The organism is Microcella sp., assembly GCF_051860105.1.
Classification (GTDB): domain Bacteria; phylum Actinomycetota; class Actinomycetes; order Actinomycetales; family Microbacteriaceae; genus Microcella.
The window spans coordinates 57917-81418 of the sequence record NZ_JBHYEO010000003.1; the positions used below are offsets into that span (position 1 = coordinate 57917).

Genomic DNA, 23502 nt, shown 5'->3' on the forward strand with positions numbered 1-23502 from the left:
AGCACCGCCTGCACCAGGTCGTCGCCAACCTGCTCGCCAACGCCCGCGTGCACACCCCCGAGGGCACGCGGGTCACCGCCGCGCTCGGCACCCTCGAGGGCCGGGCGATCGTCACGGTGACCGACACCGGGCCGGGGATCCCCGCCGAGGTGCAGCCCGTGCTCTTCGAGCGGTTCGCCCGCGCTGACACCTCGCGCTCGCGCGCGACAGGGTCGACGGGGCTCGGCCTCGCGATCGTCGCGGCCGTCGTGCAGGCGCACGGCGGCGAGGTCGCGGCGTCGTCGCGGCCCGGCGAGACCGTGTTCCGGGTGAGCCTGCCGCTCGCGCCGACGGGAGCCGCGGCCAGCGCCTAGGCTCGCAGCATGCGCATCGCCGTCACCGGATCATCGGGCAAGCTCGGGCAGGCCGTCGTCTCGCACCTGGTCGAGACCGGGCACTCCGTGACCGGGCTCGACGCCGTCGGCGCCCCCGGAGAGGGGTTCGTGCGGGTCGACCTCAGCGACACCGGGCAGGTGCTCGACGCCCTCGCCGGAGTCGAGGAGCGCCACGACGGACTGGACGCCGTCGTGCACCTCGCCGCGAGCCCGGCGCCGGGCATCCGCCCCGATACGGTGCTGCTGCAAGACAACCTGTCGATGACGATCGCGGTGTTCCAGGCCGCCCGCCGCGCGGGCATCGCGCGCATCGTGCACGCCTCGAGCGAGACGCTGCTCGGCCTTCCGCTCGACGAGGCGCCGCCCGCGGCCCCGATCGATGAGAGCCAGCCGACGCGCCCCAACTTCATGTACGCGATCGGCAAGCACCTCGAAGAGGAGCTCGGACGCACGCTCTGCCGCCTCGACCCCGATCTCTCGATCACGGGCCTGCGGTTCAGCAACGTCATGGCGCCCGACGACTACGCCGAATTCGAGTCGTGGCAGGACGACCCCGCCGTGCGCCGCTGGAACCTCTGGGGCTACATCGACCGCCGTGACGGCGCGCACGCGGTCGAGCGCGCGCTCGCCACCCGCGGGCCGGGCTACGCGACGTACATCATCGCCGCGGCCGACACCGTCATGCGCCGCGACTCGGCCGACCTCATGGCCGCCGAATTCCCGGATGTCCCGCTCACGCGCCCCCTCGACGGGCGGGAGACCCTGCTCTCGATCGATGCCGCACGTCGCGACCTGGGCTACGACCCGCGTCACTCCTGGCTCGACGGTCGATAGCGCGGGCCGTCGCTTTTGCGGCGGGTGCTCCGGTCACGTATGCTGGCCTCTTGCCATAGACCGCCGGTTATCGCCGTGCTCGTGCGCAGACCCCGTCTGCTCGCTGGTCACGACGATCGAAGGCTCGCACGCTCCTCACGGAGCGGACGACGGCCCGCGCAGGTGTACCGAACTGAAACCGTGCATGCCTCTCTCGTGAGGGTGCGCGCCGAGGCTCGTGCGCATGCGCACGGGCCTTTCGTCATGTGTGCCGGGGCTCAGCCCCACCCGGTGGTCGTGGTGAGACCAACGACAAACATTGAGGAGCACCATGGCGAACAAGGAAGCAACGGTCGCCGAGCTGAAGGAACTGTTCTCCAGCTCGACCGCCGTTCTGCTCACCGAGTACCGCGGTCTCACGGTGGCGCAGCTGAAGACGCTGCGCAGCAACATCCGTGCTGACGCGTCGTACGCCGTGGTGAAGAACACGCTGACCAAGATCGCGGCCAACGAGGCAGGCATCGACTCGCTCGATGACATGCTCGCCGGCCCGTCCGCTCTCGCCTTCGTGCACGGTGACCCCGTGACCGTGGCGAAGGCGCTGCGTGACTTCGCCAAGGCGAACCCCAACCTCGTGGTGAAGGGCGGCTACTTCGACGGTCGCCCGCTCGACGCCTCCGAGGTCATGAAGCTCGCCGAGCTCGAGAGCCGTGAGGTGGTGCTGGCCAAGCTGGCCGGTGCCGTCAAGGCCTCGCTGTTCGGTGCCGCGTACATGTTCAACGCGCCGCTGGCGCAGGCCGCTCGCGCCGTTGACGCGCTGCGGCAGAAGCAGGAGTCCGGCAACTGATTCTCAGTTGACCGGTTCACGACATCACCCCACTAGAAGGAGAAATCATGGCCAAGCTCACGACTGACCAGCTCATCGAGGCGTTCAAGGAGCTCTCGCTCATCGAGCTCAGCGAGTTCGTCAAGAAGTTCGAAGAGGTCTTCGAGGTCACCGCCGCTGCGCCCGTCGCCGTGGCCGCCGCGCCCGCCGCCGGTGCCGCCGCTGCCGAGGAGGTCGAGGAGAAGTCGTCGTTCGACGTCGTTCTCGAGGCCGCTGGCGACAAGAAGATCCAGGTCATCAAGGAGGTCCGCGCGCTCACGAGCCTCGGCCTCGGCGAGGCGAAGGCCGTCGTCGACGGCGCCCCCGGCGTCGTCCTCGAGGGCGTCAACAAGGAGACCGCCGACAAGGCCAAGGCCCAGCTCGAAGAGGCCGGCGCCACCGTCACCCTCAAGTAGTCACCCGCTGAACCCCGAGAGCCCCGCCCGACGCGAGTCGGTGCGGGGCTCTCGTGCGTTCGGGCTGACCGCCGGTCAGGCGCTCTGGTCGCGCCGCGCCGCGGTGCTCGTCCGCACCGTCAGCGCTGTGGGCAGCAGCAGGTGCTCATCGGGAGGTGCCGCATCGGCGTGCTCGAGCTGGCTCAGCAGCAGTTCGACGGCGCGCGCCCCCTGCGCGCCGGGCTGCTGCGCGAGCGTGGTGAGGCCGAACATCTCGGCGAGCGGATGGCCGTCGATGCCGATGATCGACAGTTCGCCCGGGATGCTGATGCCGAGCTGCCGCGCCGCGACCATGATGCCGATGGCGATCTCGTCGCAGCCTGCGAAGACCGCTGTGGGCCGCGTGCGCGGGTCGCCGAGCACGGCGAGGCCGACGGTGTAGCCGCCCTCGATCGAGAAGTCCGCTTCGCGGAAGTCGTCGTCGACGGTCGCTCCGGCGTCACGCAGCGCCTGTGCGAAGCCCGTGTACCGCTGCGAGTGCACGCGGAAGTCCATCTGCTCGTTCTGGTCGCCACCGACGTGCATGATGCGGCGGTGCCCGAGGCTGAGCAGATGCTCGGTCGCCAGGCGCGCGGTCTCGACGTCGTCGATCGAGAGCGAGGGGATGCCGTCGATGCGCCCGCCGATGCCCACGAGGGGCTTGCCGAGGGCCTGCAGCATCTGCACTTCGTGCGGGCTCAGGTCGATGGCGACGGAGATCACGGCGTCGACCCTCTTGCGCACGAGGAAGTAGTCGAACACGCGCCGCCGCAGGTCGCGGTCGGTGCTGAGCCGGTAGAGGGTCAGGTCGTAGCCGGCGCGGATCAACGCGGCCTCGATGCCCTCGAGCACTTCGGCGAAGTACCAGCGGTTGATGTAGGGGATGACCACGCCGACGTTGCGCGTGCGCCCCGTCACGAGGCTCGCGGCCGTGGAGGAGACCACGTAGCCGAGCTCGGCAGCGGCATCCTCGACCCGGCGCCGCGTGTCGTCCGAGACGTACCCCCGACCGCTGAGCGCGCGCGAGGCCGTCGATTTCGAGACGCCAGCGATGCGGGCGACATCGGCGAGGATGCTCATGGCCCCGTGCCCTCCGTTGGACGTTGGCGGTCGATGCTCGAGCAATTGATGCTCAGGCGGTGGATGCTCGGCCCGCGCCGATCGTCAGACCGCGGTGCGCCGTGGCGTCAGTGTAACCCGAATCACCCGCGTGTGGAACCGATGCCATGTGAGAGCGGTTCCGCACTGGTGCCGAGCGATGCTCCGCACCTGAGGGGCGCCGGGGAGTTCGACAACGGATCGGTAACGTCGTGGTCACACCGGGTTGCGGCCGAGCGAGCCGTGACGTACGGTGACACCTGGAACCGGTTCCCGACGGAGTGTCCTACGGCCCTCCTGACGCCGAATTCCACCTCTTGCACCACCACAACCACGCGCGTCGATCGGCGCGCTGACCGACCTCAATGAGGAGGAAACACATGAGTTCCACTCTCCGACGCAGGCTCATTGCGCCTGCTGCGGCCATCGGAGCCCTGAGCCTCGTGCTCGCGGGTTGCGCGGCGGCCGAGACCGATCCCGGCGCCGGCGGCGACACCGACTGCGCGGCCTACGAGGCCTACGGCACCTTCGAGGGCGAGAGCGTCGAGCTCTACGCGACCATCATCGACACCGAGGCTGACGCCCTGGTCGAGAGCATGGCCGACTTCGAGGCCTGCACGGGCATCACCGTCGAGTACAACGGCACGCAGGAGGCGGAGACGCAGATCAACGTGCGCGCCGCTGCCGGTGACGCCCCCGACCTGATGATCATCCCGCAGCCCGGTCTGCTGCAGCGCCTCATCGCCGACGGCTACGTCGTGCCCGCGCCCGACGCGGTCGAGGCGAACGTGGACGAGTTCTGGAGCGAGTCCTGGAAGGGCTACGGCACCGTCGATGGCGAGTTCTACGCCGCGCCGCTGCTCGCGAGCGTCAAGGGCTACATCTGGTACTCGCCGACCGACTTCGAGGAGAACGGCTACGAGATCCCGACGACCTACCAGGGTCTGCTCGACCTCTCGCAGCAGATGACCGAGCGCAACGACGGCCCGTACCGTCCGTGGTGCGTGGGCTTCGGCTCGGGCGACGCGACCGGCTGGGTCGGCACCGACTGGGTGGAGGACCTCGTCCTCCGCAACTCGGGCCCCGAGGCGTACGACGCCTGGGTCGCCGGTGAGCTGAAGTTCGACTCGCCCGAGATCACCGAGGCGTTCGACCTCGTCGGTGAGGTCCTCCTCAACGACCAGCTCGTCAACGGCGGCTTCGGCGGCGTGCAGTCGATCGTGACCACCACCTTCCAGGATGGCGGCCTCTCGATCCTCGACGGCACCTGCTCGCTGCACCACCAGGCGTCGTTCTACGAGGCGCAGTGGGGCGAGGGCGTGACGGTTGCTCCTGACGGCGACGTCTGGGCCTTCATCACCCCGCCGATCGCCGAGGGCGACCCCAACGCCGTCACCGGTGGTGGCGAGTTCGTGGCCGCGTTCAACGACAACGAGGCGACCGCTGCTCTCCAGGCGTACCTCTCGAGCGACACCTTTGCCAACGAGCGCGTCTCGCGCGGCGGTGTCATCTCGGCGAACAAGGGTCTCGACCCGTCGCTCGCCGGTTCTGACCTCGCCCGCCAGTCGGTCGAGATCCTGCAGGGCGACGACACGATCTTCCGTTTCGACGCCTCCGACCTCATGCCCGCCGCTGTCGGTACCAGCTCGTTCTGGACCGGCATGGTCGACTGGGTCAACGGCACGCCGACGTCTGATGTCCTCAAGGCCATCGACGCGACGTTCCCGCAGTAACCAGCACTACCTGAATCACTGACGACCGGCCCACCAGACAGACATTGTCTGGTGGGCCGGTCTGTCGGGTAACGTGACTGAAAAGCAAACCAATGGAGGTTTGATGCCGCATGAGTGATTTCTGGACTGATCTCATCGGGAAGTTCGGCTTGATGTTCCTCGGCCTCGCGGTCTTCGCGGCTGTCGTCGGACTCGTGCTCTTCCTCGCCGACCGCGCCCCGAAGCGCGGTCGCGACTACTGGCAGCTCGCGGCATTCGTCGGCCCCGCGATCATCCTGCTCGCGGTCGGCCTGGTCTACCCGGCGATCCGCACGACGGTGCTCGCCTTCTTCAGCCGCCAGACGGCGAACGGCTCCGAGTTCGTCGGCATCGACAACTTCGTCTGGATGTTCACGCAGCCCGAGATCGTGGTCGTCATCGTCAACACCCTCATCTGGGTGGCCCTCGTGCCGACGCTGTCGACGATCTTCGGGCTCGCCTACGCCGTCTTCATCGACAAGTCGCACGGCGAGAAGGTGCTCAAGTCGCTCGTCTTCATGCCCATGGCGATCTCTTTCGTCGGTGCCGGCATCATCTGGCGCTTCATGTACGAGTACCGCGAGGTGGGCTTCAGCGAGCAGATCGGTCTGCTCAACCAGATCCTCGTGTGGATCGGCCAGGACCCGCAGCCCTTCCTCGTCAACTCTCCGTGGAACACCCTCTTCCTCATCAACGTGATGGTCTGGATCCAGACCGGATTCGCCATGGTGCTGCTCTCGGCGGCCATCAAGGGCGTTCCCGTCGAGATCATCGAGGCCGCCCGTCTCGACGGCGCCAACGCGTGGCAGTCGTTCTGGAACGTCACCGTCCCGGGCATCCGCGGAACGCTCGTGGTCGTGATCACCACGATCTCGATCGCGACCCTGAAGGTCTTCGACATCGTGCGCGCCATGACCGGCGGCAACTTCGACACCTCGGTCGTGGCCAACGAGATGTACACGCAGGCGTTCAACCGCGGCGAGACCGGGTACGGTTCGGCACTCGCCGTCGTGCTCTTCTTCATGGTGCTGCCGATCGTCGTCTACAACGTGCGCGTGATGCGCAAGCAGAAGGAGATCCGATGACCACCGACGTCACCGCCGCTGCTGACGCTCCGGAGCAGCCGACCACCCGCGCGATCGCCACGGCCGCGGGCGGTGGCAAGGCCCGCCGCGTGAAGGAGCGCCTCACCTCGCCCTGGGCGACCTTCGCGGCGATCCTGATCGCCACGCTGTGGACGATCCCCACCTTCGGTCTGCTCGTCTCGTCGTTCCGCACGCCGGAGGAGATCCGCTCGAACGGCTGGTGGAACATCTTCGTCAGCCCGAGCTTCACGCTCGAGAACTACGCCGACGTGCTCACGGTGCAGGGCGCGTCGTCGGCGAACCTCGGCTCGTACTTCGTGAACTCGCTCGTCATCGCGATCCCGGCCGCGCTGTTCCCGATCATCATCGCGACGATGGCCGCGTACGCGTTCGCCTGGATCAAGTTCCGCGGCTCGGGTGCGATCTTCGTGCTGATCTTCGCGCTGCAGATCGTGCCGCTGCAGATGGCGCTCATCCCGCTGCTGCAGATCTTCAGCGAGGTGCTCGGCATCAGCGGCACCTTCCCCGCCGTCTGGATCGCGCACACGATCTTCGGTCTGCCCCTGTGCATCTTCCTGCTGCACAACTTCATCAGCGAGATCCCCGGCGAGGTGATCGAGGCGGCGCGGGTCGACGGCGCGAACCACACGCAGATCTTCTTCCGGATCGTCATCCCGCTGTCGCTGCCGGCCCTGGCCTCGATCGGCATCTTCCAGTTCCTCTGGGTCTGGAACGACCTGCTCGTCGCCCTCGTGTTCTCGGGCGGCACGGCCGATGTCGCACCGCTGACGCAGCGCCTGGCCGAGCTCGTGGGCAACTTCGGGCGCAACCAGGAGCGACTGCCGGCCGCGGCGTTCATCTCGCTCGTCGTGCCGCTCATCGTGTTCTTCAGCCTGCAGCGCTACTTCGTGCGCGGCCTGCTCGCGGGCTCGACGAAGGGCTGATCAGCACCGACCTCACACCGGGATCCCCGGTGGTCGCGCCTAGGCTCGCGCTATGAGCATGGGTGGTGGCCGCCGGGGATCACGGGTGTCGAGCGGCGATGTCGTCGCGCAGCGGGCGGCCAACGCCGAGGCGCCGCGCATCCCGGATCTGCTGCCCCGCATCGCCGAGCTCTTCCGGCCGCACCGCACCCCGCTCACCATCACGATCGCTCTCGTGCTGGTCTCGGCGGCGCTCAGCGTGGTGCCTCCGCTGCTGACGCAGCAGGCCTTCGACCGCGGCCTCTTCCCCCCCGAGGGCACCCCGAACGTGCCGGTGCTGCTGCAGCTCGTGAGCGCGATGCTCGTGCTCTGGCTGGTCTCGGCGGGCATCGGCATCGGGCAGACCTATCTCACGGCCACCGTCGGCAACAGCGTCATGGCCGAGCTGCGCGTGAAGCTCTTCGCGCACCTGCAGGCGATGGAGCTCGGCTTCTTCACCCGCACCAAGACGGGCGTCATCCAATCGCGCCTGCAGAACGATGTCGGCGGCGTCGCGGGCGTGCTGAGCAACACCGTCTCGAGTGTCATCGGCAACACCGTCACGGTGATCGCCGCGTTCGTCGCGATGCTCATCCTCAGCTGGCAGCTCACGATCGTCGCCGTCGTTCTACTGCCGTTGCTGGTCGTCGCCCAGCGCCGGGTGGGGCAGGTGCGTGCGCGCATCGCGACGAAGACGCAGGAGTCGCTGAGCGACATGACGGCGATCACGCAAGAGGCGCTGAGCGTCTCGGGGATCCTACTCGCCAAGAGCTTCTTCCGGCAGCAGAGCGAGGTCGAGCGCTATCGGGCCGAGAACGACACCCAGCGCGGCCTCCAGGTGCAGCTCTCGATGAGCGGCCAGTGGTTCTTCGCGACCGTGAATGTGTTCCTGTCCGTCATCCCCGCCGTCATCTACCTCGTTGCCGCCTGGCTCATCGAGCAGGATGTCGCGGTCACCGCGGGCACGATCGTCGCCTTCACGACGGTGCAGGCCCGCCTGACCTACCCGCTCATGGGCCTCATGCGCGTGGCGCTCGACCTGCAGACGAGCGGGGCCCTCTTCGCGCGCATCTTCGAGTACCTCGACCTCCGGCCGCGCATCACCGAAGCGGCCGACGCCCGCGATCCCGATGCCGAGCACCTCGGGCGCATCCGTTTCGACGACGTCGTCTTCCGCTACCCCGATGCGCCCTTCGACAGTGCGCCGACGCTCGATCACGTGACGTTCGATGTCGAACCCGGGCAGTTCGTCGCCTTCGTCGGGCCCTCAGGCGCCGGCAAGACGACGATCTCGTACCTCGTGCCGCGGCTGCACGATGTCACGAGCGGAACGGTCGAGGTGGGTGGCGTCGACGTGCGGCTGCTCCGGCAGCAGAGCCTCATCGAGAGCATCGGCATCGTGAGTCAAGAGACCTACCTGTTTCACGCGACGATCGCCGAGAATCTGCGGTACGCCAAGCCCGAGGCAACGGATGCCGAGCTCGAGGCGGCGTGCCGTGCGGCGAGCATCCATGACACGATCGAGAGCTTCCCCGACCGGTACGACACGGTCGTGGGCGAGCGCGGCTACCGGCTCTCGGGCGGCGAGAAGCAACGCATCGCGATCGCGCGCGTGCTGCTGAAAGACCCGCCCGTGCTCATCCTCGACGAGGCGACGAGCGCGCTCGACTCCGTCTCGGAGCGCGTCGTGCAGGCGGCGCTCGACGCCGCCAGTCGAGGCCGCACGACCATCGCCATCGCGCACCGGCTCTCGACCGTGAGCGCCGCCGACGTCATCCACGTCGTCGACCGCGGCCGCATCGTCGAGAGCGGCCGGCATGCAGATCTCGTCGCGCGCGGCGGGGTCTACGCCCGCCTCGTCGAGCAGCAGTCGGCCGAGTACGGCCGTGCCGGTCAGGAGCGGGCGGCCAGCAGTTCTGACATGTAGTCGATCTCCTTCGACTGCAGCATCACCATGCCCTCGGCGAGCCCGGTGACCTGAGGCTGGGCGCTGCGGGCGATGACCGCCTCCGCCATCTCGACCCCGCCCTGATGATGCGCGATCATGAGCTCGAGGAAGATGCGTTCGGCCTCAACGCCGGTGGCACCCTGCAGCGCCTGCATCTGCTCGAAGGTCGCGACCCCCGGCATCGGCTCGCCGGGGGTGTGTCCGCCGTGACCCTCGTGGCCGGCCGAGCCGTCGATGACGGGGCGCGAGAGCCAGTCCATCTCGGGCGCGACCGAGGTCTGCGGCAGCCCCCAGAGAGCGAGCCACGCGAACATCTGGCCCTGCTGCTGGGTCTGCGCCGTAGCGATGTCGAGGGCGAGCAGACGGATCTCGGGGTCGTCGGTGCGGTCGCGCACGAGCAGGGCCATCTCGACCGCCTGGCCGTGGTGCACCTGCATGTCGCGCGCGAAACCCGCCTCGGCGCTGCCCTCGCCCGGCATGGGCGCGACGGCCGAGGCGGTGACGCGGCCGATGAGCACGCCGATGACGACCGCGACGAGCACGAGCAGGGCGCCGACCACGAGCAGCCGCGCGCGGCTGAGCCCGGTGGGGGCTTCGACCGCGGCGGAGGTGGCCGGTGCCGTGTTCATGGTCAGGAGATCTTGCCGGGGCCGTCGAGGGCCTGGCTGCAGAGCGCACCCGGCTCCGGAGCATCCGGCGACTGCCGGTACTTGATGATGAATTCGCTCAGCCGCGGGTCATCGACGCCGTCGAGGGCGACCTGCACTCCCCAGGCGCTCGCCACGACAGGGGCGTCGAGACCCGGGAACGGCGAGAGGATCATGTACGAGCGCGGCATCGCGCTGCGCAGGGCATCCAGGTCGGCCCCGGCCACCTGCTCGGGGTCGTAGGTGACCCAGACCGCGCCGTGCTCGAGCGAGTGCACCGCGTACTCGGCGGGCACCTCTTCCTCGTAGATGCCGCAGTTGAGCCACGACGGGTTGTGCGGGCCGCCGGCGGGAGGCGTCATCGCGTACTCGACCGCGGACTGCACGTGCAACGACTCGACGTCGGCGAATGTCTCGAGGCCGTCGATCTCGATGGTGTCGGGGTCGACGGGGGGAGTGGCCGAGGTCACGACGACGCCCACGAGGATCGCGACGACGGCGACACCGCCGACGACGGCCCCGAGGATGCCGAAGCGCTGGTTGCGCTTCTCCTTCGCCTGCTTCGCCTTGAGTGCGGCGACCTTCTCGGCGCGGCGCTTCTCGCGCTGCTGCTTGATCGTCAGGTCGTCGGAGGAGAGGGTGTCGTCGGCCACGTGCGGGCTCCTGTCGGGTGCTGCGGGCAGGGAGTCGGGCGGAGCGCCCCACGGCCATCATTCCAGATGACGCACAGGAGAGGCTGTGAGCGGTGCTCGCGGACCCCTCCCGAAATCGGCATCCGATCGCTACTGTGAACCCACCAGGGGCGATCGCCCGCCTCCGGACACCGACTGCCGAGGAAGCCATGTCGCACGCAGACGACGAGCGGGTACGCCCGACCGGCTCTCGAAGCGCGCCGGCCCATCGCCGGCGGTCGGGGCTCAGCATCCAGTCGACGGTGCTCGTCATGCTTCTCGCGGTCAGCGTCACTTCGAACGTGCTCGTGGGCGTGATCGGCTACGTCAACGCGACCGACTCGCTGCGCGATGCCGCCTTCCAACGACTCATCGAGGTGCGCGATTCGCGCACGCGCGAGGTCGAGCGCCTGTTCTCGACCATCGAGCGCACGGTCGTCGTGCACTCGCGGGGGCAGAGCGTCGTCGACGCGACGAGCGCCTTCAGTGATGCCATGGCGCTGCTCGAGGAGGTCGAGCTCGACGAGGCGCAGACGGAGTCGTTGAATCGCTACTACGACGAGGTGTTCGGCCCCGCACTGGGCGCCGCGACCGGGTCGCCCGCCGACGCCGACAGCTTCGTGCCGACCGACCCCGCCGCACGCTACCTGCAGGTGCACTACACGGCCCCGCACAGCGATTTCGCGTCGGCGATCGCGGTCGACGATGCCGGCGACGGCAGCGAGTGGTCGGCGGTGCACGCCCAGTACCACGACTACTTCCGCTCGATGACCGAGCTGCTCGACTATGAAGACGTGCTGCTGATCGATGCCCGCGGCGTCGTCGTCTACAGCGCTTACAAGGGCGTCGATCTCGGCACCGACGTGCTCGCCGGGCCGTACCGCCTCTCGAACCTCGCCGCCGCGTACGCCGAGGCGGTCGCCGGCAACGTGCTGGGCGAGGTGACCATCACCGACTTCGGGGCGTACCCGCCCTCGCTCACCGTTCCCGCCGGCTGGGCCGTGACCCCGATCGGCCGCGACGGCGCGATCATCGGGGCGATGGCGGTCGAGCTGCCGATCGAGCGCGTGAGCGCCGTCATGACCGCGGGCGGCGACTGGAGCCAGGGCGGCCTCGGCAGCACGGGTGAGGCGTACCTCGTCGGCATCGACAGCCTCATGCGCTCGCCATCTCGGCAGCTGATCGAGAACCCGGAGGGCTTCACGACCGCTGCGCTCGCCGCGGGCACCCCGTCGGAGGTGGTCGAGCTCGCGGTGGCGCGCAGCACCACGCTCGGCCTGCAGCCCGTGCGCACGGCCGCGGCCGACGCGGCCCTGGAGGGCCGCTCCGGCACGATCATCGCCGACAACTACCTGGGCCGCGAGACCCTCGCCGCGTACGGCCCCGTCGATGTCGCCGGCGTCGACTGGGTCGTCGTCGCCGAGATCGACAGCGCCGAGGCCTTCGCGCCCGTCACCGAGTTCACCCGCAACCTCGTCGTGTCGTCGGCCGTGCTCGCGCTCGTCGTCTCGGTGCTCTCCCTGCTGCTCGCGCGCATCTTCGTCAGCCCGTTGCGACGACTCGCCCACGCGGCCCAGCGCATCGCCGCGGGCGAGACGGGCGTGACCGTCGATGCGGGCTCGAACGACGAGCTGCGCCAGGTGTCGGCCGCTTTCAACGACATGAGCCGCAGCCTGCAGGTCAAGGCCGAGCTGCTCGACGAGCAGCGGGCCGAGAGCGAGCGCCTGCTGCGGGCCCTCATGCCCGAGCCGGTCATCCAGCGCTACCGCGATGGCGACCAGACGATCGCCGAGGACCACGCCGATATCTCCGTCATGTACGCCGACATCGTCGGCTTCGAGGCCTTCAGCCGCGACCGCGGCTCGGAAGCGACCCTCGAGACGCTCAACGAGCTCGTGCGCCAGTTCGACGAGGCGGGAGCACCGTTCGGCGTCGAGCACGTGCGCACGACGACGAAAGGCTACCTCGCGAGCTGCGGGCTCACGGTGCCCCGCATCGACAACGCGCGCCGGATGGTCGACTACGCCGTCGAGCTCACCCGCATCGTCGACCGCTTCAGCGCCCAGTGGGGGGTCGCGCTCTCGCTCCGCGCCGGTCTCGATCTCGGCGAGGCGAGCAGCGGGCTCGTCGGCCGGGCGCACATGGTCTACGACCTGTGGGGCGACGCCGTCAATCTCGCCTTCCGCCTACAGGCCGAGCGCACCGAGTCGGGCATCTTCCTGACCGACCGCGTCGCGGCCGGCCTGCCGGCCACGGTGCACCTGCTCGACGCGGGCGTGGTCGCGACGGCGCAGGGCGAGCAGCGGGTCTGGCGCGTCGACACGGATCGCTCGACGTGACCGAGGTCTGGCTCGAGAGCTGGTTCTGGCCGTCGATCGCGGTGATCGTCGGCCTCCCGATCGTGCTCCTCGTGCTCGGCGAGCTGCAGGAGTCGCTCGCCCAGAGGGGAAGCCCCGCGACGCGTGTCGTGCGACTGCTGCGCAACTACGTCGCCCCGGTCGCCGCGCTGCTCGTGCTCGTCGCGCAGGCTGAGGGCGCTCAGGTCGATGCCTCCTGGAGCCGCATCGTCGCGACCGTGCTCGGGTTCCTCGTCATCATCGTGCTCATCAACGGGCTGAACGTCGCGCTCTTCACGACCGCGCGCAAGGGCAGCTGGCGCGAGCGCCTCCCCTCGATCTTCGTCGACGTCGGGCGCTTCCTGCTCATCACCGTCTCGATCGCGATCCTGTTCTCGTGGGTCTGGGGTGCCGACATCGGCGGCCTGTTCACGGCCCTCGGCATCGGATCGATCGTCATCGGTCTCGCCCTGCAGAATGCGGTCGGATCGGTGCTCTCGGGGCTGCTGCTGCTCTTCGAGCAGCCCTTCGAGCTCGGCGACCACCTCCAGATGGGTGATGTGCGCGGCCGGGTGATCGAAGTCAACTGGCGATCCGTGCACATCCGCACCATCGGCGGCGTCGTCATCGTGCCGAACTCCGAGCTCGCCGGCGCCTCGTTCGCCAACCTCTCCCGCAAGGAGGGGCCGTACTCGGCGTGCGCGATGGTGCAGTTCGCCACAGAGGATCCGCCCGAGTCGGTCATCCGCGTCATGACGCAGGTCGCCGCCGACCTCCCGATGATCGTCGAGGGCGCGCAGCCCAGTGCCGACGCCTTCGCCGCCGGGCAGTACGAGATCACCATCCCCGTGGCGTCGCCGAGCGAGGAGTACGGCGCACTCTCCGAGTTCCGCCGCCGGCTCTGGTACGCGGCACGGCGCGCCGGGCTCAAGCTCGACCGCGACTACTACGTCGACTACGACACGGTCGAGCGCCGTCGCGCGATGCTCGTGCGGTTCTGCGCGGCCCTCTACTGCGCCCCCGACGAGCTGCAGCAGTACGTCGACCGCGTGCGCATCGAACGCTATGTCGCGGGAGAGAAGCTGCAGCACATCGGGGAGGTTCCCGACGGCATCCGGCTCATCGATGCGGGGGTCGCCCACATGGTCGTCGAGGCGGCGGGTGGTGCGCGGGTGCCCGTCACCGAGTTGACGCGCGACGAGATCGTCGGGCTGACATCGCTCACTCGGCAGGGCATCAACGCCGCGGTGCACGCGGTCACCGAGATGACGGTGCTCGCGGTGCCCGTCGACGTGCTCGATCGCCTCGTCGCGAGCCGCCCCGAGCTCGCCCGCGACTTCGGGCGCGAGATCGACAACCGCCGCCGCCTCGTGCGCGAGGCGTTCATCAAGGCGGGCCTCGAGGTGCCGCCGGGTCAGCGCACGATCGCATACTGACGGCGGGCATCCCCGCGGACCCGCCCCGCACGGTGTGCGCGGCCGCTGATAGATTCGGCGCATGAAGTACGCCGACACGATCGTCGATCTCATCGGCGGCACCCCTCTCGTGCGCCTGAACCGCGTGACGGAGGGCATTTCCGCGACGGTGCTCGCCAAGGTCGAGTACCTCAACCCCGGCGGCTCGTCGAAAGACCGCATCGCCACGCGCATCATCGACGCGGCCGAGCGCGAGGGCCTGCTGAAGCCCGGCGGCACGATCGTCGAGCCGACCAGCGGCAACACCGGCGTCGGGCTCGCCCTCGTCGCCCAGCAGCGCGGCTACCGCTGCGTCTTCGTGCTGCCCGACAAGGTGGGGGAGGACAAGCGCAACGTGCTCACCGCCTACGGCGCCGAGATCGTCGTGACGCCGACCGCCGTCGCACCGGAGGACCCGGAGTCGTACTACAGCGTCTCCGATCGCCTGGCGCGCGAGATCCCGGGCGCGTTCAAGCCCAACCAGTACGCGAACCCGAACGGCCCCCGCAGCCACTACGAGTCGACCGGCCCCGAGATCTGGAGCGACACCGACGGGCGCCTCACGCACTTCGTCGCGGGTGTCGGCACGGGCGGCACGATCACCGGCACGGGCCGCTACCTGCGCGAGGTCAGCGCCGACCGCGCCACCGGCCGGGTGCAGATCGTCGGCGTCGACCCCGTCGGCAGCGTCTACTCGGGCGGCACGGGTCGTCCCTACCTCGTCGAGGGGGTCGGAGAAGACTTCTGGCCCGCGGCCTACGACCCCGCCGTCGTCGACCGCATCGTCGCGTCGAGCGACCAGCAGTCGTTCGACATGACGCTGCGCCTCGCGCGCGAGGAGGGCCTGCTCGTCGGCGGCTCGTGCGGCATGGCCGTCGTCGGCGCCCTCGAGGTCGCGCGCGACCTCGGCCCCGACGACCTCGTCGTCGTGCTGCTGCCCGACGGCGGCCGCGGCTACCTCGGCAAGATCTTCAACGAGGAATGGATGCGCCGCCACGGCTTCACGCGCGCGGCCGGCTCGCCCACCGTGGCCGACCTGCTCGGCACTCCGCCACGCCCCCTCGCCCACCTGCGCCGCGAGCACACCGTGGCGGATGCCGTTGCGATGCTCGAGGCCCACCCGGGTGCTCTGCCGGTCGTCGCGGCCGAGCCGCCCGTCGTGCTGGGCGAAGTGATCGGCTCGGTCGACGCCCGCACCCTGCTGCGCGCCCTCGCCACGGGTGCGGTGACCCCGGCCGATCCGATCACCGCGGCGATGGGGCCGAGCCTGCCCGTCGTCGGCGCGCACGAGAGCCTCGAGGCCGCGGGGGAGCGCTTCGGCGATCGCCGGGCGGGGGGCCAGCATCCCGAGACCCTGCTCGTGCTCGACGGCGGCAACCCGATCGGGCTGCTGAACCGCACCGACCTGATCACCGCTCTCGCGGGAGGCCACGCATGACCGACCACGACCCGCACCTCCTGCACGGCTTCGCGACGCGCGCCATTCACGCGGGGCAGGAGTTCGACCCGACGACGGGCGCCGTCACCCCGCCCGTCTACCTCACCTCGACCTTCGTGCAGCGGTCGATCGGCGACCTGCGCGGCGGCTACGAGTACGCGCGCGGCGGCAACCCGACGCGCGATGCCCTGCAGGTTCAGCTCGCCTCGCTCGAGGCGGGCACGCGCGCGTTCAGCTTCGCGTCGGGCCTTGCCGCGGAAGACGCCCTGCTGCGCGCCGTGCTCAGCCCCGGCGACCACGTGCTCATGGGCAACGATGTCTACGGCGGCACGCACCGCCTCGTGCGGCGCATCTTCGGGCGCTGGCAGGTCGGTCTCACGACCGTCGAGCTGAGCGACCTCGAGGCCACGCGGCAGGCGCTCGAGACGCTGACGCCGCGCGTGCTGTGGCTCGAGACGCCGAGCAATCCGCTCATGAAGATCACCGACATCACGGCGCTCGCCGAGATCGCCCACGCGGTCGGCGCTCTCGTGGTCGTCGACAACACCTTCGCGACGCCCTACCTTCAACAGCCACTCGTTCTCGGTGCCGACGTCGTCGTGCACTCGACGACGAAGTACCTCGGCGGCCATTCCGACGTGCTCGGCGGCGCCGTCGTGACGAACGATCTCGAGCTGGCCGAGCAGGTGCAGTTCCATCAGTTCGCGGCGGGAGCCGTGTCCGGCCCGATGGATGCGTGGCTCACGACCCGCGGCATCAAGACGCTCGCCGTGCGCATGGACCGCCACTCGGCCAACGCGCAGGCCATCGCCGAGGCCGTCGTCGGCCACGCGGCCGTCGCGCGGGTGTACTACCCGGGTCTGCCCGAGCATCCCGGGCACGCTCTCGCCGCACGCCAGATGCGGGGCTTCGGCGGGATGCTCTCGCTCGAGCTCGCCGGAGGCGCCGCGGCCGCGCGCGCCTTCGCCGAGGGCCTGCGCGTCTTCAGCCTCGCGGAGTCGCTCGGCGGCGTCGAGTCGCTCGTCAACTACCCGAGCGAGATGACGCACGCCTCGGTGCGCGGCACCGAGCTCGAGGTGAGCGACGCGATCATCCGGCTCTCGGTCGGCATCGAAGACGTCGACGACCTGGTCGCCGATGTGCGGCAGTCGCTCGCCGCGCTGCGCGGCTAGGGTCGGTCCGCTCGCGCCACCGGCCGCGGCCGGGAGGGTCGGGGTTCAGACCGCGAAGCGCATGACGCCCGCGGCCGCCGAGCCGTCGGGCATCTCGTCGGCGCGCACCGCGACGACCCTCGCACCCGTCAGCAGCGCGCGTCGGGCGATCTCGTCGACGACGCCGTAGTCGATGGCATCGTCGCTCGCGGAGAGGGTGATCGCCCCCGACTGCTCGTCGACGAAGCCGGAGATCGTGCGGTCCATGTCGACCATGAGCAGACTGAGGGCACCGTAGGTGGCGGCCCGAGCCAGGTCGCTCAGATCGGACGCGCCGCGGCCCGTGCCGATCGCCTCGCGAAGCCGGTCGCCCAGCGCGGCGATCTCGTCGGCGTAGAGCCGATCGAGGATCGGTCGGGCCTCGGCCGCCAGCTCGTTCGCGCTCATGGTCTCGGCGTTGCCCCGGATCATCTCGGCGGCGAGGCCGGGGTACCGCATCGTCGTGGGCAGGATGCTCGCGAGCGGCTCGGCCGCGGCGATGATGAGCGGCACTTGCAGGCCGTTCAGCGTCGGACGGATGGCGTCATCGATCTGCCGTGCGTAGTGCCCGAGCAGCACCTTGTCGCCCTCGGCGCCGATGAGGCGTGCCGAGCCATTGTTGCCCCGTGTCGCGAAGACACGGGAGGAGTCGGCGGGGAGATCGGCGAGGGCGACCTCGTCGGCCGAGCCCTCGATGGTCACTTCGATGAGGCGCACCGCGTTCTGCGACGCCGCGAGCACGAACGCCGCCTGCGGGAAGCTCAGGGCACGCAGCAGGGGCTTGAGGTGGAAGCGGTCGGAGACCTGCGCATTCGCCTCCACCCGGTTGGGGATGCGGTAGGTCTGCAGCCGGTCGGGGGTGGCGAAGATGACGAGGCTGGTCGACTGGTACGTCCAGAAGAACGGGTCGTCCATGAGGTCAGTGACGGCGTCGCGGATGCCCGCGATGTCGGCCGCGTCGGCTCCGACCGCGTCGAGCTGGTCCACCACGGTGCCGAGGAGAGTGCCGAGCTCGAGCCGCGCCTGCTCGGCGTCGGCGGCGAGCGTGCCGCTCGGGAGCGAGATCGAGACGCAGTGCAGCGATCGTGCGATCGCCAGGGCCCGCAGCTCGGCGTCGGTGGGGATGTCGGTGTGCAGCATTGGGCACCTACTCATCTCGGGGAGTCGCGCAGGAACGATCAGAGGATGGCTCAGTCTAGCCACGGCTCCCCCGGCGGTCTACGGCTGGTCCTGTGCATAATGGAGGCGCGGATGTGAACGTACACATCGCGACTCGAACGGACGACGATGACGACGGAGACCGACCGCCCGGCTGAGCCGGAGCGGGTACGCGCGCCGAACATCCGCGATGTCGCTCGCGTCGCCGGGGTGTCATACCAGACGGTCTCGCGCGTGCTCAACGACAGCCCGAGCATCCGGCCCGAGACGCTGCAGCGCGTGCGCGCCGCGATCGACGCGCTCGGCTACCGCCCCAACCAGGCGGCGCGCGCCCTCGTGACGAGCCGCTCGCGCACGATCGGCGTGCTCACGGCGGAGACGGTGCACTACGGTCCGCAGACGAGCATCCAGGCCATCGAGACCGCCGCGCGCGAGGCCGGCTACCGGCTCTCGATCACGAACATCAGCTCGACCGAGTACGCCTCGATCAAGAGCGGGCTCGACTACCTCATGAGCCAGTCGATCGAGGCGCTCATCGTGCTCGCCCCGCAGGTTCGCGTGTTCGAGGCGATCAACGACCTCCAGGTGGGCGTGCCCTTCGTGACCCTCGAGGCGACGGGCCTCAACACCTCGCACTCGCTCTGGGTCGACCAGGTCATGGGGGCGCGCATGGCCACGAAGCATCTCATCGACCTCGGCCACACCGAGATCATGCACATCTCGGGCCCGCAGGACTGGATCGAGGCGGAGGCGCGGATGCAGGGGTTCCTGCGCGAGCTCGGTGACGCCGACTTGCGCACACGCGCGCCGATCCTCGGCGACTGGACCGCCTCGTTCGGCTACTACGCGGGGCTCGAGCTACTGCGCTACCGCGACTTCACGGCGGTGTTCGTGGGCAATGACCAGATGGCGCTGGGCTTCATGCACGCGTGTCGCGAGTCGGGAATCAGCGTGCCCGACGACATCTCGATCGTGGGGTTCGACGACATCCCCGAATCGGCGCACTTCGCGCCGCCGCTGACGACGGTGCGGCAGAACTTCGCCGAGATCGGCCGACGAGCCGTGGCGCTGTTGCTCGGCGAGCTGCGGGGTGAGACCGAGATGGACCACGACCCCGTCAAGCCCGAGCTCATCGTTCGGCAGTCGACGGCCCGTCGGTTCTGACCCGCGCGCTCTGTTCGCGCCGACTGGGCGCCGTCGTTATCGACTTGTGACCGTTTCGCCTGCTCGCCCGGTTGACAGATGTGACCGTTTCGCCGTTAGATTGCGAGCACGCGATGTGAACGGTCACAAACGTTCGCCTCTCACCCCTTGAACCACCCCGGCGCCGGGTCCACCGTCGCCGCCGCGACGATGGAGTCCCGTGAGCACGCTGAGCCCCGAGGTGCAGGTCGCCATCGCGCGCGTGCGCGACGAGGTCGCCGCTCTGCACGCCGAGCTCGTGCGCTACGGCCTCGTGGTCTGGACGGGCGGCAACGTCTCCGGCCGCGTGCCGGGCGCCGACCTCTTCGTCATCAAGCCCAGCGGCGTCGGCTACGACGACCTCGACCCCTCGAGCATGATCCTCTGCACGCTCGACGGCGAGGTCGTGCCCGACACGCCCGGCAGCGACCGCAGCCCCTCGAGCGACACGGCCGCGCACGCCTACGTGTACCGCACCATGCCCGAGGTCGGCGGCGTCGTGCATACGCACTCGACCTACGCGACCGCGTGGGCCGCCCGCGCCGAGGCGATCCCCTGCGTGATCACGGCGATGGCTGACGAGTTCGGCGGCGAGATCCCCGTCGGCCCCTTCGCGATCATCGGCGACGACTCGATCGGGCGCGGCATCGTCGAGACCCTGCAGGGTCACCGCTCGCGCGCCGTGCTCATGCGCAACCACGGCCCGTTCACGATCGGGCGCGACGCCCGTGACGCGGTCAAGGCCGCCGTCATGCTCGAGGACGTCGCGCGCACGGTGCACATCGCGCGCCAGGGCGGCGCGCTCGTGCCGATCGCCCCCGAGGCCATCGACGCCCTCTTCGAGCGCTACCAGAACGTCTACGGCCAGTCGACCGGAGAGTCGCGATGAGCGCCGCCGTCATCACCGAGGGGCGCGCCGTGCTCGGTATCGAGCTCGGCTCCACCCGCATCAAGGCCTGCCTTGTCGGGGATGACCCTGCCGAGGTGCTCGCGACCGGGTCGCACGAGTGGCAGAACCAGCTCGTCGACGGCGTCTGGACGTACGCGCTCGACGCCGTGCACGAGGGCCTGCAGCAGGCCTACTCCGCGGTCGTCGCCGATGTGCGGTCACGGCACGGCGTCGACCTCACGACCCTCGCGGCCATCGGCGTCTCGGCGATGATGCACGGCTACCTCACCTTCGACGAGAACGACGAGCTGCTCGTGCCCTTCCGCACGTGGCGCAACACGAGCACGGGTCAGGCCGCCATCGAGCTCACCGAACTGTTCGGTGTCACCATCCCGTTGCGCTGGTCGATCGCCCACCTGCACCAGGCGGTGCTGAGCGGCGAGCCGCACGTCGCGCGCGTGCGCTTCACGACGACGCTCGCGGGCTACGTGCACTGGCGGCTGACGGGGGAGCGCGTGCTCGGCATCGGCGACGCCTCGGGGATGTTCCCCATTGGTGCAGCCCCGATCGACGCCTCCGGGGCGGACTACGACGCCACGATGCTCGCCCAGTACGACGCGGCCACTGCCGACTCGGCCCTCGCGGGGCCGGTACGCGGGATGCTGCCCTCGATTTTCCCCGCCGGGGCCACCGCTGGCACGCTCACCGCCGAGGGTGCAGCGCTGCTCGACCCGACCGGCGCCCTGCAGCCCGGTGCCGTGTTCTGCCCGCCCGAGGGCGACGCCGGAACCGGTATGGTCGCGACGAACGCGGTGGCCCCCGGCACGGGCAACGTGAGTGCCGGCACGAGCATCTTCGCGATGGTCGTGCTCGATCGTCCCCTCGAGCGCATGCACCCCGAGCTCGACATCGTAGCGACCCCGGCCGGGCATCCCGTTGCGATGGTGCATTGCAACAACGGCACGAGCGAGCTCGCAGCGTGGGTCGGCGTCTTCCGCCGCTTCGCCGAGCTGGCCGGCGCCCCGGTCGACGCCGACGAGGCCTACCGCCTGCTGCTCGCCGAAGCCCTCGACGGCGCGGCCGATGCGGGCGGCGTGCTCGCCTACAACCAGATCGCCGGCGAGCCCATCGCGCACCTCACCGAGGGGCGTCCGCTCGTCGTGCGCACGCCGGAGAGCGATCTGACGCTCGCCAACACGATGCGCGCGCACGTCTACGGCGTCTTCGCGACGCTGAGCCTCGGCATGCGCGCCCTGCGCGAGGAGCCGGGTGTCACGATCGACCGCATGCAGGCCCACGGCGGCCTCTTCCGCACCGCAGGCGTCGCGCAGCGCTTCCTCGCCGCGGCTCTCGATGCCCCGGTGGGCGTCGCCGAGAGCGCCGCCGAAGGCGGCGCGTGGGGCATCGCCGTGCTCGCATCCTTCACCGCCTCGGGCGGGGGCGATCTCGCCGCGTTCCTCGAGCGCGACGTCTTCGGGGGCGCCGACCTGAACGTCGTCACGCCCCACCCCGCCGACGTCGCCGGCTTCGCCTCGTACCTCGGCGCCTACGCGTCGGGCCTCGAAATCCAGCGCCGCGCCGTCGATGTCCTCGCCACCACCGCACCCCAAGGAGCCTCCTCGTGACCCGCAGCATCGTGCCCGACCTCTCGACCTACGAGGTCTGGTTCCTCACCGGCAGCCAGAACCTCTACGGTGACGAGACGCTACGCCAGGTCGCCGAGCAGTCGCAGCAGGTCGTCGCGGGCCTGCAGGCCGCGGCGAGCATCCCCGTCACGATCGTGTGGAAGCCGACGCTCGTTGACAGCGCCTCCATCAAGCGGGTCATGCAGGAGGCGAACGCCGCCGAGAACGTGATCGGCGTGATCGCGTGGATGCACACCTTCAGCCCGGCGAAGATGTGGATCGCCGGCCTCGACGCGCTGCAGAAGCCCCTGCTGCACCTGCACACGCAGGCCAACGTCGAGCTGCCGTTCGCCTCGATCGACTTCGACTTCATGAACCTCAACCAGGCCGCGCACGGCGACCGCGAGTTCGGCTACATCGTCTCCCGACTCGGCGTGGCCCGTACGACCGTCGTGGGTCACGTCTCGAACCCCGCCGTGACCGACCGCGTCGCCGTCTGGGCCCGAGCGGCCGCCGGCTGGCACGCCACGCACGACCTGAAGCTCGCGCGCTTCGGCGACAACATGCGCTACGTCGCCGTCACTGAGGGCGACAAGACCGAGGCCGAACTGCGCTTCGGCGTGCAGGTCAACACCTGGGGTGTCACCGAGCTCGCCGCCGCCGTGCACGCGGTCGGCGACGCCGAGATCGACACGCTCCTGGCCGAGTACCTCGACCTCTACGACGTCGCCGCCGAGCTGCACCCCGGTGCCGGGCGGCACGACTCGCTGCGCTACGGCGCCGCGATCGAGCTCGGGTTGCGCGGGTTCCTCGAAGGGGGCGGGTTCTCCGCCTTCACCACTTCCTTCGAGGATCTCGCAGACCTGAAGCAGCTGCCCGGCCTCGCCGTGCAGCGCCTCATGGCCGACGGATACGGATTCGGCGCCGAAGGCGACTGGAAGACCGCAGTGCTCGTGCGCGCGGCCGCCGTCATGGGAGCGGGGCTGCCCGGTGGCGCATCGCTCATGGAGGATTACACGTACCACCTCGAGCCCGGCAACGAGCTCATCCTCGGCGCCCACATGCTCGAAGTGAGCCCCTCGCTGACGACGGCCACGCCACGACTCGAGGTGCATCCGCTCGGCATCGGCGGCAAGGACGACCCCGTTCGGTTGGTGTTCACCGCCGACGCCGGCCCGGCGGTCGTCGTGGCGCTCAGCGACCTGCGCGACCGGTTCCGTCTTGTGGCGAACGTCGTCGAGAACGTCGCCCTGCCCGCGCCGATGCCCCACCTGCCCGTCGGCCACGCGGTGTGGAAGCCCGCGCCCGACTTCGCTACTTCCGCCGCAGCCTGGCTGACGGCGGGGGCCGCCCATCACACGGTCATGACCACGCAAGTGGGTGTCGACGTCTTCCGGGACTTCGCGACCATGGCCGCCGTCGAGCTACTCGTCATCGACGAGAGCACCACGCTCGAGGGGTTCGCGCGCGACGTGCGCGCGAACGCCGCCTACTACCGGTTGGCGCAATCGCTGTGACCGCGTCGACCCCCTAGACGTCCCGGGACCCGCCCCGGGAACGGTTCTCGACTCGCAGTCGAGGC

The 23502-nt window shown here is 69.9% G+C and carries 20 protein-coding genes; 16 read left to right on the forward strand and 4 right to left on the reverse strand.

The annotated features are described in order from the left end of the window. From ACTIE9_RS02420 to rplL, 4 genes are all read left to right on the forward strand, one after another. Positions 1-353: sensor histidine kinase (locus ACTIE9_RS02420; protein WP_439563982.1), on the forward strand; the 353-nt coding region annotated here is incomplete at its 5' end. 9 nt (positions 354-362) lie between these two features. Then, entirely contained in the window at positions 363-1208 is an 846-nt protein-coding gene (locus ACTIE9_RS02425) for an NAD-dependent epimerase/dehydratase family protein (RefSeq protein WP_439563983.1), read from the forward strand. Positions 1209-1518: 310 nt separating this feature from the next. Continuing rightward, entirely contained in the window at positions 1519-2034 is a 516-nt protein-coding gene (rplJ, locus tag ACTIE9_RS02430) for a 50S ribosomal protein L10 (RefSeq protein WP_439563984.1), read from the forward strand. Positions 2035-2081: 47 nt separating this feature from the next. After that, on the forward strand, positions 2082-2468 hold the full coding sequence (gene rplL / locus ACTIE9_RS02435; RefSeq protein ID WP_439563985.1) for a 50S ribosomal protein L7/L12: 387 nt from the start codon (positions 2082-2084) through the stop codon (positions 2466-2468). 75 nt (positions 2469-2543) lie between these two features. Here the strand turns inward: rplL and ACTIE9_RS02440 are convergent, their stop codons facing one another. Continuing rightward, on the reverse strand, positions 2544-3566 hold the full coding sequence (locus ACTIE9_RS02440) for a LacI family DNA-binding transcriptional regulator (protein ID WP_439563986.1): 1023 nt from the start codon (positions 3564-3566) through the stop codon (positions 2544-2546). Between the two features lie 398 nt (positions 3567-3964). On the opposite strand from ACTIE9_RS02440, the gene ACTIE9_RS02445 reads away from it, so the two are divergent. From ACTIE9_RS02445 to ACTIE9_RS02460, 4 genes are all read left to right on the forward strand, one after another. After that, entirely contained in the window at positions 3965-5317 is a 1353-nt protein-coding gene (locus tag ACTIE9_RS02445; protein WP_439563987.1) for an ABC transporter substrate-binding protein, read from the forward strand. 110 nt (positions 5318-5427) lie between these two features. Further along, entirely contained in the window at positions 5428-6420 is a 993-nt protein-coding gene (locus ACTIE9_RS02450; RefSeq protein ID WP_439563988.1) for a carbohydrate ABC transporter permease, read from the forward strand. Continuing rightward, complete coding sequence (locus ACTIE9_RS02455; protein ID WP_439563989.1) at positions 6417-7364, forward strand: carbohydrate ABC transporter permease; 948 nt, start codon at positions 6417-6419, stop codon at positions 7362-7364. Before ACTIE9_RS02450 ends, ACTIE9_RS02455 begins: the two co-directional genes overlap by 4 nt. Positions 7365-7422: 58 nt before the next feature. Continuing rightward, positions 7423-9309, forward strand: coding sequence for an ABC transporter ATP-binding protein (locus tag ACTIE9_RS02460; RefSeq protein WP_439564099.1), 1887 nt, complete (start codon positions 7423-7425; stop codon positions 9307-9309). Here the strand turns inward: ACTIE9_RS02460 and ACTIE9_RS02465 are convergent. Both ACTIE9_RS02465 and ACTIE9_RS02470 read right to left on the reverse strand, forming a co-directional pair. Then, on the reverse strand, positions 9276-9959 hold the full coding sequence (locus ACTIE9_RS02465; protein ID WP_439563990.1) for a DUF305 domain-containing protein: 684 nt from the start codon (positions 9957-9959) through the stop codon (positions 9276-9278). The genes ACTIE9_RS02460 and ACTIE9_RS02465 overlap by 34 nt on opposite strands. 2 nt (positions 9960-9961) lie before the next feature. After that, the gene (locus tag ACTIE9_RS02470; RefSeq protein WP_439563991.1) at positions 9962-10630 is read right to left on the reverse strand and encodes a DUF3105 domain-containing protein; all 669 of its coding nucleotides are present in this window, start codon (positions 10628-10630) and stop codon (positions 9962-9964) included. Between the two features lie 188 nt (positions 10631-10818). Here ACTIE9_RS02470 and ACTIE9_RS02475 point away from each other — a divergent pair, with 188 nt between their 5' ends. From ACTIE9_RS02475 to ACTIE9_RS02490, 4 genes are all read left to right on the forward strand, one after another. Next, positions 10819-12987, forward strand: coding sequence for an adenylate/guanylate cyclase domain-containing protein (locus ACTIE9_RS02475; RefSeq protein WP_439563992.1), 2169 nt, complete (start codon positions 10819-10821; stop codon positions 12985-12987). Next, positions 12984-14420, forward strand: a complete 1437-nt coding sequence (locus tag ACTIE9_RS02480; protein ID WP_439563993.1) for a mechanosensitive ion channel domain-containing protein — start codon at positions 12984-12986, stop codon at positions 14418-14420. The genes ACTIE9_RS02475 and ACTIE9_RS02480 overlap by 4 nt, the downstream gene beginning before the upstream one ends. Before the next feature lie 61 nt (positions 14421-14481). Then, a complete protein-coding gene (locus tag ACTIE9_RS02485) occupies positions 14482-15876 on the forward strand; it encodes a cystathionine beta-synthase (RefSeq protein WP_439563994.1) in 1395 nt (464 codons plus the stop codon). After that, positions 15873-17048 (forward strand): cystathionine gamma-synthase, encoded by a 1176-nt coding sequence (locus ACTIE9_RS02490; RefSeq protein ID WP_439563995.1) that lies wholly within the window; start codon positions 15873-15875, stop codon positions 17046-17048. Before ACTIE9_RS02485 ends, ACTIE9_RS02490 begins: the two co-directional genes overlap by 4 nt. 45 nt (positions 17049-17093) lie before the next feature. Here the strand turns inward: ACTIE9_RS02490 and ACTIE9_RS02495 are convergent, their stop codons facing one another. Beyond that, entirely contained in the window at positions 17094-18206 is a 1113-nt protein-coding gene (locus ACTIE9_RS02495) for a baeRF11 domain-containing protein (protein WP_439563996.1), read from the reverse strand. A 147-nt stretch (positions 18207-18353) separates the two neighbouring features. On the opposite strand from ACTIE9_RS02495, the gene ACTIE9_RS02500 reads away from it, so the two are divergent. The 4 genes from ACTIE9_RS02500 to araA all read left to right on the forward strand — a co-directional run bounded on the left by ACTIE9_RS02500 (position 18354) and on the right by araA (position 23437). Beyond that, positions 18354-19388 (forward strand): LacI family DNA-binding transcriptional regulator, encoded by a 1035-nt coding sequence (locus ACTIE9_RS02500; RefSeq protein ID WP_439563997.1) that lies wholly within the window; start codon positions 18354-18356, stop codon positions 19386-19388. 199 nt (positions 19389-19587) lie between these two features. Beyond that, on the forward strand, positions 19588-20295 hold the full coding sequence (locus ACTIE9_RS02505) for an L-ribulose-5-phosphate 4-epimerase (RefSeq protein ID WP_439563998.1): 708 nt from the start codon (positions 19588-19590) through the stop codon (positions 20293-20295). After that, a complete protein-coding gene (locus ACTIE9_RS02510) occupies positions 20292-21920 on the forward strand; it encodes a xylulokinase (protein ID WP_439563999.1) in 1629 nt (542 codons plus the stop codon). The genes ACTIE9_RS02505 and ACTIE9_RS02510 overlap by 4 nt, the downstream gene beginning before the upstream one ends. Then, entirely contained in the window at positions 21917-23437 is a 1521-nt protein-coding gene (gene araA, locus ACTIE9_RS02515; RefSeq protein WP_439564000.1) for an L-arabinose isomerase, read from the forward strand. Before ACTIE9_RS02510 ends, araA begins: the two co-directional genes overlap by 4 nt. The last annotated feature ends 65 nt before the right edge of the window (positions 23438-23502 follow it).

Excerpts from the sequence above, each read along its gene's own strand:
- ACTIE9_RS02490 (WP_439563995.1), top strand. The coding sequence starts at position 15,873 with ATGACCGACCACGACCCGCACCTCCTGCACGGCTTCGCGACGCGCGCC.
- ACTIE9_RS02495 (WP_439563996.1), bottom strand. The coding sequence starts at position 18,206 with ATGCTGCACACCGACATCCCCACCGACGCCGAGCTGCGGGCCCTGGCG.
- ACTIE9_RS02440 (WP_439563986.1), bottom strand. The coding sequence starts at position 3,566 with ATGAGCATCCTCGCCGATGTCGCCCGCATCGCTGGCGTCTCGAAATCG.
- ACTIE9_RS02510 (WP_439563999.1), top strand. The coding sequence starts at position 20,292 with ATGAGCGCCGCCGTCATCACCGAGGGGCGCGCCGTGCTCGGTATCGAG.
- ACTIE9_RS02485 (WP_439563994.1), top strand. The coding sequence starts at position 14,482 with ATGAAGTACGCCGACACGATCGTCGATCTCATCGGCGGCACCCCTCTC.
- rplL (WP_439563985.1), top strand. The coding sequence starts at position 2,082 with ATGGCCAAGCTCACGACTGACCAGCTCATCGAGGCGTTCAAGGAGCTC.
- rplJ (WP_439563984.1), top strand. The coding sequence starts at position 1,519 with ATGGCGAACAAGGAAGCAACGGTCGCCGAGCTGAAGGAACTGTTCTCC.
- ACTIE9_RS02475 (WP_439563992.1), top strand. The coding sequence starts at position 10,819 with ATGTCGCACGCAGACGACGAGCGGGTACGCCCGACCGGCTCTCGAAGC.
- ACTIE9_RS02445 (WP_439563987.1), top strand. The coding sequence starts at position 3,965 with ATGAGTTCCACTCTCCGACGCAGGCTCATTGCGCCTGCTGCGGCCATC.
- ACTIE9_RS02465 (WP_439563990.1), bottom strand. The coding sequence starts at position 9,959 with ATGAACACGGCACCGGCCACCTCCGCCGCGGTCGAAGCCCCCACCGGG.
- ACTIE9_RS02500 (WP_439563997.1), top strand. The coding sequence starts at position 18,354 with ATGACGACGGAGACCGACCGCCCGGCTGAGCCGGAGCGGGTACGCGCG.
- ACTIE9_RS02460 (WP_439564099.1), top strand. The coding sequence starts at position 7,423 with ATGGGTGGTGGCCGCCGGGGATCACGGGTGTCGAGCGGCGATGTCGTC.
- ACTIE9_RS02425 (WP_439563983.1), top strand. The coding sequence starts at position 363 with ATGCGCATCGCCGTCACCGGATCATCGGGCAAGCTCGGGCAGGCCGTC.
- ACTIE9_RS02450 (WP_439563988.1), top strand. The coding sequence starts at position 5,428 with ATGAGTGATTTCTGGACTGATCTCATCGGGAAGTTCGGCTTGATGTTC.
- ACTIE9_RS02455 (WP_439563989.1), top strand. The coding sequence starts at position 6,417 with ATGACCACCGACGTCACCGCCGCTGCTGACGCTCCGGAGCAGCCGACC.